The sequence below is a fragment of the Winogradskyella sp. genome, assembly GCF_013213835.1.
Classification (GTDB): Bacteria; Bacteroidota; Bacteroidia; order Flavobacteriales; family Flavobacteriaceae; genus Winogradskyella.
In genome coordinates this window covers 19,202-37,149 of the sequence record NZ_JABSSU010000008.1, presented here as the reverse complement: position 1 = coordinate 37,149, position 17,948 = coordinate 19,202, and the positions used below count along the sequence as shown (strand labels likewise).

Genomic DNA, 17,948 nt, shown 5'->3' with positions numbered 1-17,948 from the left:
AAATCTACCTATGTATAGGTAATGTATTGGTAAAAAGACTTCTTGTATGGGCGTTATAAGCCTAAAATATAGTTTGCCAGACTTTGATCATGATCTAATCCTATTTTTTTACGCAATCGATAACGCTTCACCTCAACGCTTTTATGAGAGATATTTAATAAGGGTGCGATTTCCTTGGATGATAAATTTAATCTTAGATAAGCACATAATCGTAAATCATTGGGTGTTATAGATGGGTGCAAGGACTTCATTCTTTTCATAAAGTCTTTATCCACATTATTAAAAGCTTCCTCAAACAAAACCCAATCACTACTATCATTTAAATTATCATCAATTAATCTAATCACAGATTTTAACCCATCAATTGCTTTAATCTTAGTGAGTCTAACTTTGATATTATTTAACAATTCATTTCTTTTAACCAAATTCATTGTAGCAGTTCCTAACTCTCTATTTTTATTTTCAATATCAAGTTGAAGATTTTCATTCTTAAACTGAATAAGCTTTCTTTTATTTTCTAGCTGCTCTAACTGTATTTCTTGTTCTTTCTTTTTTAATAGTTTATACTTCTGTTTTTTATAATGTCTACGGTTTAAATAATGCACAGTTAAAGCAAATAGGAAACCAATGAGTGTATATAATACAATTGCTAAGGGTTTTTTACTCCAGGGTTTCTCTATTGAGAAATTGTAGGTTATCGTATTACTTGAAACGACATTCCCAGTAATTGATCTGGCTTCAAATGTGTAATCCCCATGCGGTAAATTTTCGAAACTTACGTGTGCATCACTTACCCAACTACTCCATTCTTCACTCATTCCTTTTAATCGGTACTGATATCTTGTACCAGCTAATTTGTCAAACTCAGGCACACTAAAATTAAACCTTACACTATTATCCTTATTTGCAAGAAGCAAATCTTCTTCCATATCTACACTTGAATAATAATCTTGCTTGAATGACCTGTATAAAATTTCATTTAAATATATCTGCGCAGGACTTTGTCTATTTTTCTTTAAATCTAAAACTAAATAACCATCCGTTCCACCGATTAAATAAACATCCTCTTCTAATCTTAAAATATTCTCATAACCAGCTTTATTCTTTCTAATTTTCTGTGGAATTGAAATATCATTTACTTTTGGTTGATTAGACAGGTTACCAGGTTCTATATACACAATTTCATCTTTATTAAAACCCCATAACCTATTACTTTCATCATCCTTAATCAACTTTCCTGAATAATAATTCTCACCAGAAAAAACATTACTTAAGAGACTATCTTTCAGAAATTCTTCGTCTTGCTTTGAGTATCTAAATACTCCTTTCTTATTTGAATAAATTATATCATCTTCAAACGAAACTATACTTGATTTTACACCTTTCTCAATTAAGGTCTGATCAAACCTTTCAACCTCTCGAAAATCCTCATCAATTTTAATTTTATAGACACCTTTCAATTCATGATTAACGAGCAATTCATTATATCGGATAAATTCTATATATCGTGAAGAGATATCGAATCCTTCTATTTTGTTTCTTAATCTCCAAGACTTACCTACTCTTTCAAGAATAAAAAGTCCTTTATAATTACCTTGAATTAATAAATTAGGAACACCTTCAATTTCTTTGATAATCCAAGTACCAAATTCATCTGAAATCTTTTTTGCAACGTTGTTATCAATTATAAATGTTCCCTGATCATGCCCACAAAATAAACTTCCCTGAAGTATCTCTAAGAACCAAACTTGACCTTTCGTTCCAGGAATAAAAGTATATTCTACATTCGCATCTAATGACTTATAAAAAAGCCCCTGATTTGTTCCTAAGTAAATATTTCCATTATGTTTCGCTGACGTATAAATGGTTCCTAAAACACCTAATTTATCTTTATATACCTTAAAAGGTGACTCTAGGTTTAAAACATTAATGCCATTATCTAAACCTAACCATATATTACCAAATTTATCTTGAGTTAGTGACAATACAGTATTATTGCTTAAACCGTTAGATTTATCAATTTTTAGCAATATCTCTCCTGAACTACCTACCAGAATAACTCCATGAGATATAGTACCAATCAACAAATTACCATTACTCAATTCTACACTACTATAAACTTTCACATTAGAGAGAAACACATTGGCTTCAACACTCCATTTACTTACTAAATTATTGTTGAACAGAAAAAGACCGTCTGATTTAGTCAAGAGGATTAAACCATCATCTTTAGTATATAGATTTATTATTTCTTTATCCTTTATTATAGAAGCATCAGTTAAAAGTACTTCTTTACCATTCTGTATTTTAAACAAACCTACTTTATCCTTCTGAAAATAAATAGTTTCATCAACCTTAAACATTTTATTGATTCTAACTTCAGAATTAATAATGGAAAAGCTTTCTTCTTTAATATTATATATATAAATAGATTCTAAAGATTGAAATAAAACATAACCTTCAATATCGATGATCTTCCAGAATTCCTCATCTTCTTTTATATCTATTTCTTCTGTAGCTAACAGTGACGTATATATAAACCCACCACGTTCATCTTTTACCCAATAACCAAAATCCATATAGCCGCCTGAATAAATTCGGTCAGAAACAGCATTTACAGATCTTAAGATATCTTCGTTTGGAGATTTAAAAAGTCGCCAAGATGCACCATTGTATTCTAACAAACCAGAATTATTAGCTGCGTAAATAAATCCATTCTCAGATTGGGTAATAGCCCAATTCTGATCTTCAGCATTATATTCTTGAGGAGAAAAAACTTGAATTGGTGGAATTTCTTGGGTAAAAACTTGACTTGAAAAAAATACAATTACAATTACGAAGAATTTCTTAAACACCACCATTAAAGCTTAACACATTTATTAATAACAAAATAGAGTTTCAGACCTTGAAATCTATTAAATTTCAATAAGACCAAACACTAAGATAAGTATTTTAGATATTAACAAACAAGGTTCTAAAGGAAATAATAAAACATAAAAAAAGCCGAAACGTATGTTTCGGCTTTTGTACTGAAGGCGGGACTTGAACCCGCACGGCCATAATGGCCATTGGATTTTAAGTCCAACGTGTCTACCAATTCCACCACTTCAGCTTCCAGTTGCAGACAGCAACTTAAACTTTTATATTGTATAGAGCGAAAGACGGGATTTGAACCCGCGACCCTCACCTTGGCAAGGTGATGCTCTACCCCTGAGCTACTTTCGCGTAGTCTTATTAAAGAACGTTTCGCTGTAAAAGCGGATGCAAATTTAAACTATTTATTATAAAAGCAAAGACTTTTTTAAAAAAAATAAAACTTTTTAAGCCTGTTGCTTCTTCACTAACATTCGTTTGATTTCATTCAACTTCATCAATGCCTCAACTGGTGTTAAGGTATCGATATCTGTGTGTAAAATCTCATCTTTAATTTCTTCCAATAACGGATCATCTAAGTTAAAGAAACTCAGCTGCATATCATCTTTTAAGGACTTCACCTTATCTGTTAATTCTTCACTAGAATGTGATTTCTCAAGCTTTAATAAAATTTTATTGGCACGTCTTATAACTTGCTGAGGCATACCTGCCATTTTTGCCACATGTATTCCAAAACTATGCTCGCTGCCTCCTTTTATTAATTTTCTAACAAACAGCACATTATTCCCAAGCTCTTTTACTGCAACATTAAAATTCTTAATTCTAGAAAATGTTTCTGTCATCTCATTTAGCTCATGATAGTGGGTAGCAAACAGCGTCTTTGCTCTAGCAGGATGTTCATGCAAATACTCACTAATTGCCCATGCAATAGAAATACCATCATAGGTACTGGTTCCACGACCAATTTCATCTAAAAGCACCAAACTTCTTTCTGAGATATTATTAAGAATAGAAGCTGTCTCATTCATTTCCACCATAAATGTAGATTCACCCATAGAAATATTGTCACTTGCACCGACACGTGTAAATATTTTATCTACCACACCTATTCTTGCTGATTCAGCCGGAACAAAACTTCCAATCTGTGCCAATAATACTATAAGTGCTGTCTGACGCAAAATCGCCGATTTACCAGACATGTTAGGACCAGTAATCATTATGATTTGTTGTGATTCTCTATCTAAATACACATCATTTGCGATATAGGTCTCTCCTAACGGTAATTGCTTCTCTATAACTGGATGACGACCTTCTTTTATATCTAAATCATAGCTATTGTCTAATATTGGATAAGTGTATTTATTTGTCTTAGCCAACATTGCGAAACCAGACAAACAATCTAATTGACCAATATGTTGGGCATTTTGTTGCACCTGTAAAATAAACTGATGCATCCACAATATTAGCTCAGAAAACAATTGCTGCTCTATAGCTAAAATGCGCTCTTCGGCACCTAATATTTTTGCTTCATATTCTTTTAACTCTTCGGTAATGTATCGCTCTGCATTGACAAGCGTTTGCTTTCTAATCCATTCTTCAGGAACTTTATCTTTATGTGTATTTCTAACTTCAATATAATATCCAAACACATTGTTAGAAGCAATCTTTAATGAAGGAATACCTGTTCGCTCACTTTCGCGCTCAAGCATGCTATCTAAATAGTCTTTGCCAGATTTAGACAAACCTCTTAACTCATCCAATTCTTTTGAGAAACCTTCAGCAATCGTGTTTCCTTTTAATACATTAACTGGCGCTTCCTCATTTAATGTTTGCTTAATTTTTTCTCTAAGTAAATCGCAATTATTAAGATTTTCACCTAATATTCTTAAAGCTTCATTGTCACAAGATTCTGCTACCGATTTTACAGGTACAATAGCTTCAAGAGAGTTTTTAAGCTGAATTACTTCTCTAGGACTTACTTTGGTAGTAGCGATTTTAGAAATCAATCGTTCAATATCACCAATATGTTTTATCTGATTCTGAATCTTCAATAACACAGAGTCATTATCTAACAAATATTGAACAACCTCATGACGTTGCTTAATTTTATCTATTTGCTTTAACGGTAATGCCAACCAACGTTTTAAGGTTCGGCCACCCATTGCAGAAATAGTTTTATCTATTACATTAATAAGGGTTACTGCGTTTGGATTTGTAGAATGATACAACTCAAGATTTCTTATCGTGAATTTATCCATCCAGACATAATCATCCGTCGCAATCCGTGATATAGTTGCAATATGTTCTAACTTATTGTGTCTCGTTTCACTGAGATAATGAAGTACAACACCAGAAGCAATAATACCTTCAAATAAATCATCAATTCCAAAACCTTTTAAAGTCTTGGTGTTAAAATGTTTTGTTAGTGTTTCATTGGCATAATCTGCTTGAAACACCCAACCTTCTAAATAAAACGTATGAAAATCATTCCCAAAAGTTTCTACAAAATCCTTCCGCCTTTTTTTTGAAACAAGCACTTCGCTTGGGTTAAAATTCTGCAGTAACTTGTCAATATATTCAGCATTACCTTGAGAAGTTAAAAATTCACCTGTAGATATATCTAAAAAGGAAATTCCGATATTTTTCTTATCAAAATAAACTGCAGCCAGAAAGTTATTAGATTTAGAATGAAGTATATCATCATTTAAGGCAACACCAGGCGTTACTAATTCTGTAACGCCTCTTTTTACAATCTTCTTTGTTTGTTTTGGATCTTCTAACTGATCACAAATAGCAACACGTTCACCAGCTCTTACTAATTTTGGCAAATAGGTATTTAGTGAATGGTGTGGAAACCCTGCAAGCTCAGTTTCACTCTCGCTACCAGCACCGCGTTTAGTAAGAATAATATCCAAAATTTTTGAAGCCTTAACAGCATCTTGACCAAAGGTCTCATAAAAATCACCAACTCTAAAAAGCAATAAAGCATCAGGATACTTTGCTTTAATGGCATTGTACTGCTTCATCAACGGCGTTTCTTTTTTTGCTTTCTTTGCCAAGAGTTTTATTTATTTTTGTTTGATTAACTGACTTTATTGCAAGTATGCTAAAGTAGCTAAACAGGCTTGTACTATAAAGTAAAACTAATCCAAGTTATCTACAATTAGCTTGAGATTTCAACAAAATTAAATGAACAGAAAACTAAAAAATAGCGAATTAGATCGTCTTGAAGTTTCGGAATTTAAAGATGCTCTAAAATCACCAATCATTATTGTACTAGATAATATTAGAAGCCTTAACAATATCGGCTCGGTTTTTAGAACAAGTGATGCATTTTTAATTAAAAAAATTTACCTCTGTGGTATCACGGCACAACCACCACACAACGACATTAGAAAAACAGCATTGGGAAGTACTGAAACCGTTGCATGGGAACACCACGAAAGCACAACTAAAGTCATCGAAAAACTAAAATCTATCGGTGTGAAGATATGTTCTATAGAACAAGCAGAAAATGCCATTATGCTCAATGAATTTGAGCCTCAGCCAAACACAACATATGCCTTTGTGTTTGGTAACGAAGTTAAAGGTGTACAACAGGAAGTTATTGATATCAGTGACAGTGTTATTGAGATCCCACAATTTGGCACAAAACACTCATTAAATATATCTGTAAGTACTGGTGTTGTGATCTGGGATGTATTTAATAAAATAAAAAACAAAGCTTAATGAACTATAATAGAACACTTGCAATTTCCGTTTTAACTGTGATTATTGTGGCCTTCCTTTTCATTACGGGCAATTCAATTTTAACAAAATCATTTTTAAGTATCCCAGCCGGAAACCTAATCTTATGGCTAGGATTAATTGCTTTACAAATAACCAACTACAGCATCAACAAAGGATTTGAGTCCGCTAATAGTTTTTTGTCGAATACTATTAAATTATTATCTATTGGACTTTTGTTATTATCTATTCTTTGGTTTGGGATTGCCTATTTCATTTCAGGAGACCTTGGTTTTAACTTTAATTCTAATGCTACGTCGTTTGCAGGTAGTCCAGAAGCTGGAGTCTTACATTGGAGAATAATTTATTCACTTGTTATCTCACCAATAGTTTTAATCATCATCTATAAAATTGGTAGTTGTATTGAAAACCGAAAACATAAAACCAGTTAACTTAAGTTTAAAATGAGCTTGAAAAAACCTCATAAAGCACCATGGCCCACAAAAGCTGTCATGGAACAGATCTATGAAAAGCATTTTTGGGGTGGAAAAGATCATGACTTTTATTCAGGTGAAGGTTCTCACCAAAAAGAAATTATTCAACCTTACTTAGAATCAGTAATTTCATTTTTCAAAAGTCACAATAACAACCTTAAAGTGTGTGATTTGGGCTGTGGTGATTTCAATATTGGTAAAAAGCTTGCTCCCTACACTTCACAATACATAGGCATTGATATTGTTGAAAGCCTTATTGTAAGAAATCAGAAACGTTTTCAGAAACAACACATATCATTTCATTGTTTAGATATTGCCAAAGATGAATTACCGCAAGGTGATTGCGCCATTCTAAGACAAGTACTTCAACATTTATCAAATAATGAGATAATTAATATCGTATCCCAACTGACAAAGTATAAGTATATTATTCTTACGGAACATCTTCCAAATGGCGCGTTTACAAGCAATCTTGATATTATTTCAGGACAAGGAATTAGACTTAAACAAAATAGCGGTGTAGATTTACTTAAATACCCTTTTCACCTTCAGTACTACAAGAAAGAACTATTAAGTACCTATAAAACAACACATAAAGGCATTATAGAAACCAATTTATTTACGTCTTTAAGTAATTAAAATACTTAAACACTAATTTCGTTTAATAGCCAAAGGTAATCTTCTCTATTTTTTACAAAATCTTTTTCTGAAATATCTATAATTTTGACGTTCAAATCTGTTTGAGATTTCAAAAACTCTAGATACCCAGAATTAATTTTATTTAGATATTCATCTTCAATCTCTGCTTCGTATTTACGACCACGTTTTTTTATATTTTTTTGAAGTCTTTCGGTATTTTGATAGAGATAGATATATAAATCTGGTCTTGCAATATCTTTATAAACCTGATAGAATAATTTTCTATATAATCTAAACTCGTCTTCTGGCAATGTCACTTTAGAAAATATAAGAGATTTATGTACGTCATAATCGCTAACAATAAAATCCTTAAATAAGTCTAACTGCGACAAATCATCACTTATCTGCTGATAACGGTCTGCTAAAAAAGACATCTCTAAAGTAAACGCATAGCGCTCTGGCTCTTTGTAAAACTTCGGCAAAAAAGGGTTATCTGCAAAGCGTTCTAAAATTAATTTTGCATTAAAATCTTGAGCAATTTTTTTAGAGAGACTTGTTTTGCCTGCACCAATATTACCTTCAATAGCAATAAAATTATAATCGCTAAGACTAAACTGCTTTTTAGGATTCTTTAACCACTTATTAATCGAATGAATTTCAGAATCATCCTCGCAATTTTCAAGCAATTCAATAATGGTTTTATGTAGTAGTGGATGTTGAAAATCTTTAGTCACATCTAGCAACGGTTGCAATACAAATTTTCTAAATTGAAGTTGCGGATGTGGTATTGTAAGATTTTTTTGTTCTATAATGTCGTTATCATAAAACAAAATATCTAAATCTATCACTCGAGATTCGTATTTATCTGATTTTTTCGACTCTCTACCAAGCGCTTTTTCAATAGCTTGCAGAGTCTTAATTAACTTTAGTGGTTTTAATTCTGTTTCAACCTTTAGACAAGCATTGTAGAAATCATCACCTTCAAAACCCATTGCAGGTGTTTTATACACTTTAGATATTTTCTCAACAAAACCAATGTCAGTAAAAATAGCATCAATTGCCGACTGCAGATATTGCATCTTATCGCCTTTATTACTTCCTAATGCTATATAAACTGTTTTAGATTCCTTCATGGGAAAGGCAAAATAACTAAAACAAATATTATTAAGTTATCTTTACAACAACAATTTATCAACCAATTTTAATGCCACTAAAAGACAAGTTATTAGCCCAACGTATTTACTTATTATTGGGTGGTTTATTTATTACATCTTTAGTTGTTTCTAATTTAATTTTTCAGAAGTTTTTTTACTGGTATCCTGTAGATGTTGAGATTTTTGGCAGTAAACTTTTTGAAATTTCGGTTGGCATTCTTCCTTATCCAATCACCTTTTTAATTACCGATTTAATTAGTGAGATTTACGGTAAAAAGCGAGCAAACGATATTGTTGTTGTTGGCATTTTTGTATCATTCTTCTCAATGCTCATTGTTTATGTTGCCAATGCAGTACCAGCTACTTCGTGGTCACCTGTACAAGACGACTTGTTTACTGAAGTTTTTGGCAATACAGCAATTGCAGTATTTGCGAGTATGATGGCATATTTACTAGCCCAGTTTGTAGACATACAGATTTACCACTTCTGGAAGCGACTTACTAAAGGCAAACATCTTTGGTTGAGAAATAACTTTTCAACTTTTTTATCTCAATTAGTAGATACGGCGACAGTACTCATATTACTATGTAGTTTTGGCGAAATAGAATGGAATAGATTTGCAGGCTTACTAGCTGCTGGATTTATCTTTAAGGTCATTATTGCAGCATTAGACACACCATTTTTATACTTAGGCGTACACTTATTTAGAAAACGTTTTAAACTCAAAGTAAATGAGGAAATAGATTTGCTCTAATTCTTTTAAACACCAAATGACTTTGGTTTACTTTTTGTGTCTTATTTGATGAAAACCAATGTTATAAAACTATTAAAATCCTTAATTCTGACCTAAAGACAACTTTTATTTTCTAATTTTCGTAAATACTACAACGTCTTTATCATATTACCTTTCATCATGAAGAAATTTCTCAAAATAGTTGGAATACTATTACTCATATTTATTGCTATTCTGGTGGCCATTCCGTTTGTTTTAGAATCTAAAATTGATGAAATTGTTCAAAATTATGCCGATGAAAACTTAGATGCTGATTTGAGTTTTGCTGACATTAGCTTAAGTCTTATTAGTAGCTTTCCTAAAGCAGAGATTAGTGTCGAAAACCTAAAAATCACAAACAGAGCACCATTTAAAGATGAAACACTAGCAACCGCCAAATCTTTATCTTTTGAAATGCCAGTAGTCGAAATTTTTAAAGGCACAGAAGAACCATTAATTGTTAATGAGATTATAGCAGACGAAATGCTCTTAACACTTATTACCAATAAAAACGGAACCACTAATTACGACATTGTAAAGGAAAGCGAAAGCTCTAATTCTGCATCAGAATCAAAATCTTCTGGTTTTAGTTTCGACCTTCAAAATTATGAGATTAACAATAGCGCGTTTACATATATTGATGAAGGTTCTCACACGTTATTTAACCTTACCGAAATAAACCATAGCGGAAAAGGCATCTTTTCTGGCGAACAATCAGAGCTAGATACAAATACCGAAGCAAAAGTGAGCATGTCTATTGACAGCACAAACTACCTGAACAACAATATCATTAAGCTAGATGCGCTCATCGGTATGGATTTAGAGGAAAGCAAATACACTTTTAAAGATAATAAAGGATACATTAATGCATTGCCTTTAGAGTTTGATGGTTTTGTACAAATGGTTGAAGAAGGACAAAACATAGATTTAACTTTTAAAAACCCTGAATCTTCTTTTAAAGATTTCTTAGCGGTAATTCCAGAAGCCTACACAAAAGACATAGAGAATGTAAAAACCACAGGAAACTTTACCGTTATTGGTATTATAAAAGGACTTGTATCTGATGAAACTATACCAACTTTAGATATTAATATGCGTTCTGATAACGCTTCTTTTAAATATCCAGATTTACCTAAAAGCGTTAATAATATTGTGATTGATGCTTCAGTAAAAAACACCACAGGAAATGTTGACGATACCTTTGTTGACATTAACAAACTCAACTTTAAGATAGACGAAGACATCTTTAAGTCTGAAGCTCATATTAAAGACCTTACAGGAAATATGCTAGTAAATGCCAACTTAGATGGCATTCTCAATTTAGCAAACATTACCAAAGCATATCCTATAGAATTAGAGAATCAGCTTAGCGGCATTTTAAAAGGAAAACTGAACACAGCATTTGACATGAATGCCATTGAAACCAACGCATACCAACGTATTAAAAACAAAGGAAATGTATCTATTACAGACTTTATATTTTCTTCTGAAGACATTGTAAATCCTATTCAAATTAATACTGCAGATTTATCATTTAACTCAGGTAATGTTAGCCTTAATAACTTTGACGCTGTAACCGGCAAAAGTGATTTTTCAGCAACCGGAACCATAACTAATTTATTAGGGTTTTTACTTAGCGATAAAAAGCTTCAAGGTGATTTTAACGTCAATTCTAATTCTTTTGCTATTGCAGATTTTATGGTTGAAGATGAAACAGCTACAGAAAAATCTAATAAAACCACTTCTGATGAAGAATCACTTAAAATTCCTGATTTCTTAGACTGCACTATTACCGCAAATGCAAAAACGGTAATTTACGATAATCTCAATCTAAAAAATGTGAAAGGTCAATTACATATTAAAGACCAAAATGCCAATTTAAAAAACATGACCACAGATATATTTAATGGTCAGTTAGGTATTTCTGGTAATGTATCTACAAAAGAAGCCAAACCAAAGTTTGATATGCAACTTGCCATGCAAGAGTTTGATATTTCTGAATCTTTTAAATATTTAAAAATGCTTCAAGCTATTGCACCAATAGCAAAAGTTGTAGAAGGAAAATTAAACTCTACAATAGATATTAATGGTTTATTAGACGCATCTTTTTCACCAGATTTAGCCACTATTTCTGGTAATGCTTTGGCCGAAATATTAACCTCTAATATTAACGTTTCTAAAAGTCCTTTACTATCTGGATTAGACAATAAATTAGACTTTATTGATTTTAATAGGCTTGATAAAGAAATTAAAACCAAACTAAGTTTTGACGATGGTGAAGTTTCCGTAAAACCATTTACGATAACTTATGAAGATATTCCGATAGAAGTTTCTGGCACTCACAACTTTTCTAACACCATGAGCTATAATGCTGTTTTACAAGTACCAGCCAAATATCTTGGCAGTGAAGTAAATCGATTGATAGGAAAGATAGATGATTCTGACATTGACAAGATTACAATACCTGTCACCACAACTATTGGTGGAACGTTTGCAAGTCCTCAAATTTCAACAGATTTAACAAATGGTGTTTCCAACTTAACAAAACAACTTTTAGATATCCAAAAACAAAAACTCCTAGGTCAAGGCAAGGATAAGGTCAATGATTTACTAGGTGGACTTTTGGGCAACAAAAAAGAAACGACATCAGATTCAACTTCTAATGATTCCCAAGTTGACCCTAAAAGACCTGAAGACTCTGTTAAAGAAGGTGTGAAAAATGTTTTGGGTGGCTTACTTGGTAACAAAAAGAAGAAAAAAAAGGATGATAAATAATATTTGAAAGAGGCATCCCAATAATATTACTGAATATTGAACAATTAATTTTTTATTTTCAATTAGTTAGAGTATATTTGCCGACCATTTAAAAGAATTATACTTAATCTAATATATCTATACGATGATTAAAATCGAAATAAAAGAAGGAGAAAACATTGAAAGAGCTCTTAAGCGTTATAAGCGTAAGCACAGAAACGTACAGATTATGCAAAACTTAAGAGAATCTCGTTATTTCACTAAGCCTTCTGTTAAACGTAGAAGAGAAATTCAGAAAGCAGAGTACATTCAAGGATTAAGAGACGCAGAAAACATCTAACCCTTTTACTCTTTCACTATAACATTAAAAAAAGAGCAACAACTGTTGCTCTTTTTTCGCTCCTAAAATTCAATGTAAGGCTTTTTCTTTTTCAATATCAATCTTTAGGGGACTTTATAGGGTTATCTTCATAATAATCCTCAAAGGTTTTATCTGTAGAATAATCATCTACTAAAACCTTGTAAACCATTACAACTACCATAATTTGACCCATGACAGTCAAATAAAACACCCAATTAAAGGGCATATTCATAGCACTCATAATAGTAATTGTCACCAACAATAAAGTGGTGATAGTAACATACAAATAGGGTGAGTTCTTTTTCATTTTTGTTTAAAGTTAATAATTATTAGTTAAACAAAAATGGTTTTAACAATTAATTACATTCTCTAAACATTTAACTCAACGACCAAACCCTCATTCGATCTTACATTAAACACTGTATTATCTTCAAAAATTAGGTATTGACCTTTAATACCTACTAATACACCAGAATACTCTGAATCTTTCTTAATATTCAAACTTCTAGGTTTTTCAGGGTATCGGTATACCGGAAAGTTTAAGAGTGTCTCAGAATTATTGTTTATAAAATAATCTTTTGCTTCTTCTGGTATAAAGGCCTTTAAGTTGTCTCGCCAATCTATTAAATTAACATCTTCGATATCATTTTTTAGCATTTTTCGCCAATTGGTTTTATCAGCAACATGCTCTTTTAAGGCCACTTCAGTAATTCCTGCCAAATAACGATTAGGAACCTCAACAATCTCGATTGCTTCGTGAGCACCTTGATCTATCCAACGTGTTGGCACTTGAGTTTTTCTAGTTACACCAACTTTTACATTACTCGAGTTTGCTAAATAAACCACATGCGGTTGCAATTGTACTTTTTTTTCATAATCTAAATCTCTATCTGCTATACCTAAATGTGCTTTACTCAATTCTGGCCGCATAATCCAATCCCCAGCCACTGGCTCATCAAAAAAACAAGACTTACAAAAGCCTTGTCTAAATATTGGTTTATCCAACCCACAACTTAAACATTTATGCCCTACTAGTTTAATACCTATCGTTTTACCTAACAATTGATTCATATGAATAAAATCATTTTCAAAAACTAAATAGTATTGAATTGGTTCTACAAATTCCGTTTGCATTTTAGTAAGAACACCCGTGTAAATCATAAAAGAATTTTATTATTTTTAGCTTTTTAACTCTACTAAAATAGTTCTTCAAGAGCTTTTTATAAAACGAATTGAAATAAAAAAAGTTTAGCATCAACTGTTAATATAAACTATCAATGCCAATTCCAATTGTTAATTCTATTGCTTCGTGGTTTTTAAAAAAACGTTTTCATCAAATTGAATTGTTTTTAAAGTATCCCAACGAAGTGCAAAACGAATTACTATTTAGCTTATTAAAGTTTGCAAAAGACACAGAAATTGGCAGAAAGTATGACTTTGCTTCCATTAAAACCTACAATGAATTTAACGAACGTGTTCCTATCGTAAATTATGAAAATGTTCAACCATTAATTGAACGCTCAAGACAAGGCGAACAAAACATTTTCTGGCCAAGACCAATAAAGTGGTTTGCAAAATCTAGTGGTACTACAAATGCAAAAAGTAAATTTATCCCTGTTAGCACAGAATCCTTAGAGGATTGTCATTATGCTGCAAGTAAAGACTTGCTTTGCATGTACCTAAATAACAATGAAGGTTCACAGTTATTTACTGGTAAAAGTTTAAGACTTGGCGGAAGTAAAGAACTTTATAAAGAGAACGGAACAGTATTTGGCGATCTTAGTGCAATATTAATAGACAATATGCCATTTTGGGCTGAATTCAGTAGTACTCCAAGCAGTAAAGTGTCGTTAATGAGCGAATGGGAATCAAAGATGCAAGCCATCGTTGAAGAAACCATTAATGAAAATGTTACAAGCTTGGCGGGCGTACCATCTTGGATGCTTGTTTTACTAAACAATATACTTGAACACACGAAAAAAAATAACCTCTTTGACATATGGCCAAATCTTGAAGTTTACTTTCATGGCGGCGTTAGTTTTAACCCATATATAGAACAGTATCGCTCAATCCTTCCTACCAAAGCATTTAAATATTATGAAATATATAATGCTTCTGAAGGATTTTTTGCCATACAAGACCAAAATTATTCAGGTGACTTATTACTCATGTTAGACTATGGTATTTTTTATGAGTTTATTCCAATGGACAGTTACGGAACATCAGAACAAAAAGTGATTCCTTTGAGTGATGTTAAGTTAAACACCAACTATGCTGTAGTAATTACTACCAATGCTGGTTTATGGCGTTATAAAATCGGTGATACGATTCGATTTGTAAGCCTTAATCCGCATCGAATAAAAGTATCTGGTAGAACCAAACATCATATTAATGCCTTTGGCGAAGAACTCATTATTGAAAACGCTGAAGATGCCCTAAAAAAGGTTTGCAAACGAACAAATTCTGAAATTGTAGATTATACTGCTGCACCTATATTTATGAATGGGAAAGAGAAAGGTGCTCACGAATGGATTATCGAATTTAAAAAAACCCCACAAGACATGTCTTATTTTGAGGAATTATTTGATAATGCACTAAAGTCTCTTAACTCTGATTACGAAGCCAAACGTTATAATAATATGACACTTAACAAACCTAAAATTCATTGTGCACGCACAAACTTGTTTTATGATTGGCTAAAAGAAAACAATAAGCTTGGTGGACAGCACAAAGTACCGCGATTATCAAATTCTAGAGATTATGTTGAAGAATTACTATCACTAAATCAAAAGTAATTATTCAAATATGTAATTCGTCCGCATTTTTTTGTTCCAAAATCCTTTCAGCGAGATTATCTCAATTTCAACTAAAATATAAGAAGATTCCTTCTAAAACTGAATGATAAGTCTATATTTGATTACTCAATCATTACGATTTTACAACTAAAAATATATTGTCCGCAATATTAATTAACTAATCTAAAAAATATGAAACCCCATTATCTTTACAGATACTGGGGTTTTGTTATTTGTAAAAGTATCAACAATAATTTATGATACTGCCTTTAGCTTCTTTAGCGTTGATTTAGTTAATCTTCCCTCAGCATAAGCCTTAGTAACATTTAGTTTAGTCTCGCCAGAACCTGGAAGATTAAACATAGCTTCCGTAAGTATTTCTTCACATAAGGAACGTAAACCTCTAGCACCAAGCTTATACTCTATAGCCTTATCTACGATATACTCTAGGGCACCATCGGTTATGGATAGTTCTACTTCATCCATAGCGAATAACTTCTTATACTGCTTTATGATGGCATTCTTAGGTTCAGTTAAAATGGCTCTTAGTGTCTTAGCATCTAAAGGATCCATATGAGTTAACACAGGTAAACGACCAATAATCTCTGGTATTAATCCAAAATCTTTGAGGTCTTTTGGTATGATATACTGGAGGATATTATCATTATCTACTGAGTTCCCTGAATTGATTGAACTATAACCAATTGCCTGCATATTTAGACGCTTAGTAATCATTCGTTCTATGCCATCAAACGCTCCACCAGCAATAAATAGAATATGCTCTGTATTTACCTCTATAAACTTTTGATCTGGATGCTTTCTCCCTCCTTTTGGCGGAACATTAACCACTGTACCTTCTAAAAGCTTTAGCAAAGCTTGCTGTACACCTTCACCAGACACATCTCTTGTTATAGATGGGTTATCACTTTTACGAGCAATTTTATCTATTTCATCAATAAATACAATACCTCTTTGTGCTTTTTCTAAATTATAATCCGCCGCTTGCAATAATCGTGTTAAAATACTTTCTACATCTTCACCAACATAACCTGCTTCTGTAAGAACTGTAGCATCAACTATTGCTAAAGGAACATTAAGCATTCTTGCTACAGTTTTCGCCATTAAGGTTTTTCCAGTACCTGTTTGACCAACCATAATGACGTTACTTTTTTGTATTTCAATATCGTCATCAGTAGGCGATTGCAATAACCTCTTGTAATGGTTATACACAGCCACAGACATGACGCGCTTTGTGTATTCCTGACCAATGATATACTCATCTAAAAAAGCCTTAATCTCTTTTGGTTTTCTGAGCATGAGCTCATTACTTAAATCTGAATTGTTGTTTTGTTTAGATTCTTCAACAACAATACTATAAGCCTGTTCTATACATCTATCACAAATGTGCGCATCTAGTCCTGCGATAAGTAAATTCGTTTCCGACTTTTTCCTACCACAAAACGAACATTCTAATTCTTCTTTAGCCATAATCTCTTACACTTAATTTGAAGACAAAAGCCTTCAGGAAACGTTTCTTATTTACGTTCTAAAACCTCATCAATCATACCGTAAGCTAATGCTTCTTCAGAACGCATCCAGTAATCTCTATCTGAGTCTTTCTCTACTTGCTCATAAGATTTCCCTGAATGTGATGAGATAATATTATATAATTCTTCTTTAACTTTTAATGTTTCACGCACTGCTATTTCCATATCAGATACTTGACCTTGCGTACCACTCATTGGTTGATGAATCATTACTCTAGAATGTTTTAGTGCAGAACGCTTACCCTTTTCACCAGCACATAATAACACGGCCGCCATAGATGCAGCAATACCTGTACAAATAGTAGCTACATCTGGCTTAACAAATTGCATTGTATCATAGATACCTAAACCAGCATAAACTGATCCACCTGGCGAATTGATATAAATTTGAATATCCTTTGAAGCATCAACACTTTGTAAAAATAATAATTGTGCTTGAATGATATTAGCTACCTGATCGTTAACACCTGTTCCTAAAAAGATGATACGATCCATCATAAGGCGCGAAAACACATCCATAGCTACAGCATTCATCTGACGCTCTTCAATAATATTTGGTGTCAAGTTAGTAGGATACATACTTGTGATAATTTTATCATAATGCATACTACTGATTCCTTGATCTTTTGTTGCAAACTTTTCGAATTCTTTTCCGTAGTTCATTTACTATCTATTTATACTTTTAATTAATGAAATTCTATCTTTCTTTATTTGACCATAAAAAAAGCGTAGAACCTACAAGTTCTACGCCTTAAAGATAAGAATTTATTTTAGCTTCCTTATTGAGGAATGACAATTAAAATCTTCAAGGCATTGCCTTGTTTTTTTTAA

Annotated in this window: 14 protein-coding genes and 2 tRNA genes; 7 read left to right on the top strand and 9 right to left on the bottom strand. The window is 32.3% G+C overall.

Translation table 11 applies throughout. From position 1 onward, the window contains the following. Positions 1-53: 53 nt before the first annotated feature. The 4 genes from HRU50_RS12710 to mutS form a co-directional block, all read right to left on the bottom strand. The gene (locus HRU50_RS12710) at positions 54-2,861 is read right to left on the bottom strand and encodes a triple tyrosine motif-containing protein (RefSeq protein WP_296351470.1); all 2,808 of its coding nucleotides are present in this window, start codon (positions 2,859-2,861) and stop codon (positions 54-56) included. 166 nt (positions 2,862-3,027) lie between these two features. Then, positions 3,028-3,112: transfer RNA gene (locus tag HRU50_RS12705), tRNA-Leu, on the bottom strand. A gap of 41 nt (positions 3,113-3,153) precedes the next feature. Further along, positions 3,154-3,225, bottom strand: a tRNA-Gly gene (locus HRU50_RS12700). Positions 3,226-3,320: 95 nt separating this feature from the next. Next, the gene (gene mutS / locus HRU50_RS12695) at positions 3,321-5,933 is read right to left on the bottom strand and encodes a DNA mismatch repair protein MutS (RefSeq protein WP_296351469.1); all 2,613 of its coding nucleotides are present in this window, start codon (positions 5,931-5,933) and stop codon (positions 3,321-3,323) included. 130 nt (positions 5,934-6,063) lie between these two features. Here mutS and HRU50_RS12690 point away from each other — a divergent pair, with 130 nt between their 5' ends. From HRU50_RS12690 to HRU50_RS12680, 3 genes are read left to right on the top strand one after another with little or no spacing between them, the layout of a single operon-like run. Beyond that, positions 6,064-6,603 (top strand): RNA methyltransferase, encoded by a 540-nt coding sequence (locus HRU50_RS12690; protein ID WP_296351468.1) that lies wholly within the window; start codon positions 6,064-6,066, stop codon positions 6,601-6,603. Then, complete coding sequence (locus tag HRU50_RS12685) at positions 6,603-7,052, top strand: hypothetical protein (RefSeq protein ID WP_296351467.1); 450 nt, start codon at positions 6,603-6,605, stop codon at positions 7,050-7,052. The genes HRU50_RS12690 and HRU50_RS12685 overlap by 1 nt, the downstream gene beginning before the upstream one ends. A gap of 12 nt (positions 7,053-7,064) precedes the next feature. Then, complete coding sequence (locus HRU50_RS12680; protein ID WP_296351466.1) at positions 7,065-7,733, top strand: class I SAM-dependent methyltransferase; 669 nt, start codon at positions 7,065-7,067, stop codon at positions 7,731-7,733. 5 nt (positions 7,734-7,738) lie between these two features. Here HRU50_RS12680 and folK read toward each other — a convergent pair whose 3' ends face one another. Beyond that, complete coding sequence (gene folK / locus HRU50_RS12675; protein WP_296351465.1) at positions 7,739-8,866, bottom strand: 2-amino-4-hydroxy-6-hydroxymethyldihydropteridine diphosphokinase; 1,128 nt, start codon at positions 8,864-8,866, stop codon at positions 7,739-7,741. A gap of 71 nt (positions 8,867-8,937) precedes the next feature. Here folK and HRU50_RS12670 point away from each other — a divergent pair, with 71 nt between their 5' ends. From HRU50_RS12670 to rpsU, 3 genes are all read left to right on the top strand, one after another. Next, positions 8,938-9,642, top strand: coding sequence for a queuosine precursor transporter (locus tag HRU50_RS12670; RefSeq protein ID WP_296351464.1), 705 nt, complete (start codon positions 8,938-8,940; stop codon positions 9,640-9,642). A 159-nt stretch (positions 9,643-9,801) separates the two neighbouring features. Then, entirely contained in the window at positions 9,802-12,435 is a 2,634-nt protein-coding gene (locus HRU50_RS12665; RefSeq protein WP_296351463.1) for an AsmA-like C-terminal region-containing protein, read from the top strand. Between the two features lie 124 nt (positions 12,436-12,559). Next, a complete protein-coding gene (gene rpsU, locus HRU50_RS12660; RefSeq protein ID WP_073083018.1) occupies positions 12,560-12,754 on the top strand; it encodes a 30S ribosomal protein S21 in 195 nt (64 codons plus the stop codon). Positions 12,755-12,851: 97 nt separating this feature from the next. On the opposite strand, the gene HRU50_RS12655 is transcribed toward rpsU, so the two are convergent. Both HRU50_RS12655 and HRU50_RS12650 read right to left on the bottom strand, forming a co-directional pair. Continuing rightward, positions 12,852-13,082: a hypothetical protein gene (locus tag HRU50_RS12655; protein ID WP_296351462.1), complete on the bottom strand. Its 231-nt coding sequence runs from the start codon at positions 13,080-13,082 to the stop codon at positions 12,852-12,854. Between the two features lie 62 nt (positions 13,083-13,144). After that, positions 13,145-13,936: a DUF2797 domain-containing protein gene (locus HRU50_RS12650; protein WP_296351461.1), complete on the bottom strand. Its 792-nt coding sequence runs from the start codon at positions 13,934-13,936 to the stop codon at positions 13,145-13,147. Positions 13,937-14,052: 116 nt separating this feature from the next. On the opposite strand from HRU50_RS12650, the gene HRU50_RS12645 reads away from it, so the two are divergent. Continuing rightward, positions 14,053-15,570, top strand: coding sequence for a GH3 auxin-responsive promoter family protein (locus tag HRU50_RS12645; protein ID WP_296351460.1), 1,518 nt, complete (start codon positions 14,053-14,055; stop codon positions 15,568-15,570). Between the two features lie 255 nt (positions 15,571-15,825). Here the strand turns inward: HRU50_RS12645 and clpX are convergent, their stop codons facing one another. Next, positions 15,826-17,058, bottom strand: coding sequence for an ATP-dependent Clp protease ATP-binding subunit ClpX (clpX, locus tag HRU50_RS12640; protein WP_296351459.1), 1,233 nt, complete (start codon positions 17,056-17,058; stop codon positions 15,826-15,828). 47 nt (positions 17,059-17,105) lie between these two features. After that, complete coding sequence (clpP, locus tag HRU50_RS12635; protein WP_296351458.1) at positions 17,106-17,780, bottom strand: ATP-dependent Clp endopeptidase proteolytic subunit ClpP; 675 nt, start codon at positions 17,778-17,780, stop codon at positions 17,106-17,108. Positions 17,781-17,948: the final 168 nt, after the last annotated feature.

What these genes read in the sequence shown, in the direction of transcription:
- HRU50_RS12680 (WP_296351466.1), top strand. Translation starts at nt 7,065, where the DNA reads ATGAGCTTGAAAAAACCTCATAAAGCACCATGGCCCACAAAAGCTGTC.
- clpP (WP_296351458.1), bottom strand. Translation starts at nt 17,780, where the DNA reads ATGAACTACGGAAAAGAATTCGAAAAGTTTGCAACAAAAGATCAAGGA.
- HRU50_RS12710 (WP_296351470.1), bottom strand. Translation starts at nt 2,861, where the DNA reads ATGGTGGTGTTTAAGAAATTCTTCGTAATTGTAATTGTATTTTTTTCA.
- clpX (WP_296351459.1), bottom strand. Translation starts at nt 17,058, where the DNA reads ATGGCTAAAGAAGAATTAGAATGTTCGTTTTGTGGTAGGAAAAAGTCG.
- HRU50_RS12665 (WP_296351463.1), top strand. Translation starts at nt 9,802, where the DNA reads ATGAAGAAATTTCTCAAAATAGTTGGAATACTATTACTCATATTTATT.
- HRU50_RS12645 (WP_296351460.1), top strand. Translation starts at nt 14,053, where the DNA reads ATGCCAATTCCAATTGTTAATTCTATTGCTTCGTGGTTTTTAAAAAAA.
- rpsU (WP_073083018.1), top strand. Translation starts at nt 12,560, where the DNA reads ATGATTAAAATCGAAATAAAAGAAGGAGAAAACATTGAAAGAGCTCTT.
- folK (WP_296351465.1), bottom strand. Translation starts at nt 8,866, where the DNA reads ATGAAGGAATCTAAAACAGTTTATATAGCATTAGGAAGTAATAAAGGC.
- HRU50_RS12685 (WP_296351467.1), top strand. Translation starts at nt 6,603, where the DNA reads ATGAACTATAATAGAACACTTGCAATTTCCGTTTTAACTGTGATTATT.
- HRU50_RS12655 (WP_296351462.1), bottom strand. Translation starts at nt 13,082, where the DNA reads ATGAAAAAGAACTCACCCTATTTGTATGTTACTATCACCACTTTATTG.
- HRU50_RS12650 (WP_296351461.1), bottom strand. Translation starts at nt 13,936, where the DNA reads ATGATTTACACGGGTGTTCTTACTAAAATGCAAACGGAATTTGTAGAA.
- HRU50_RS12690 (WP_296351468.1), top strand. Translation starts at nt 6,064, where the DNA reads ATGAACAGAAAACTAAAAAATAGCGAATTAGATCGTCTTGAAGTTTCG.
- HRU50_RS12670 (WP_296351464.1), top strand. Translation starts at nt 8,938, where the DNA reads ATGCCACTAAAAGACAAGTTATTAGCCCAACGTATTTACTTATTATTG.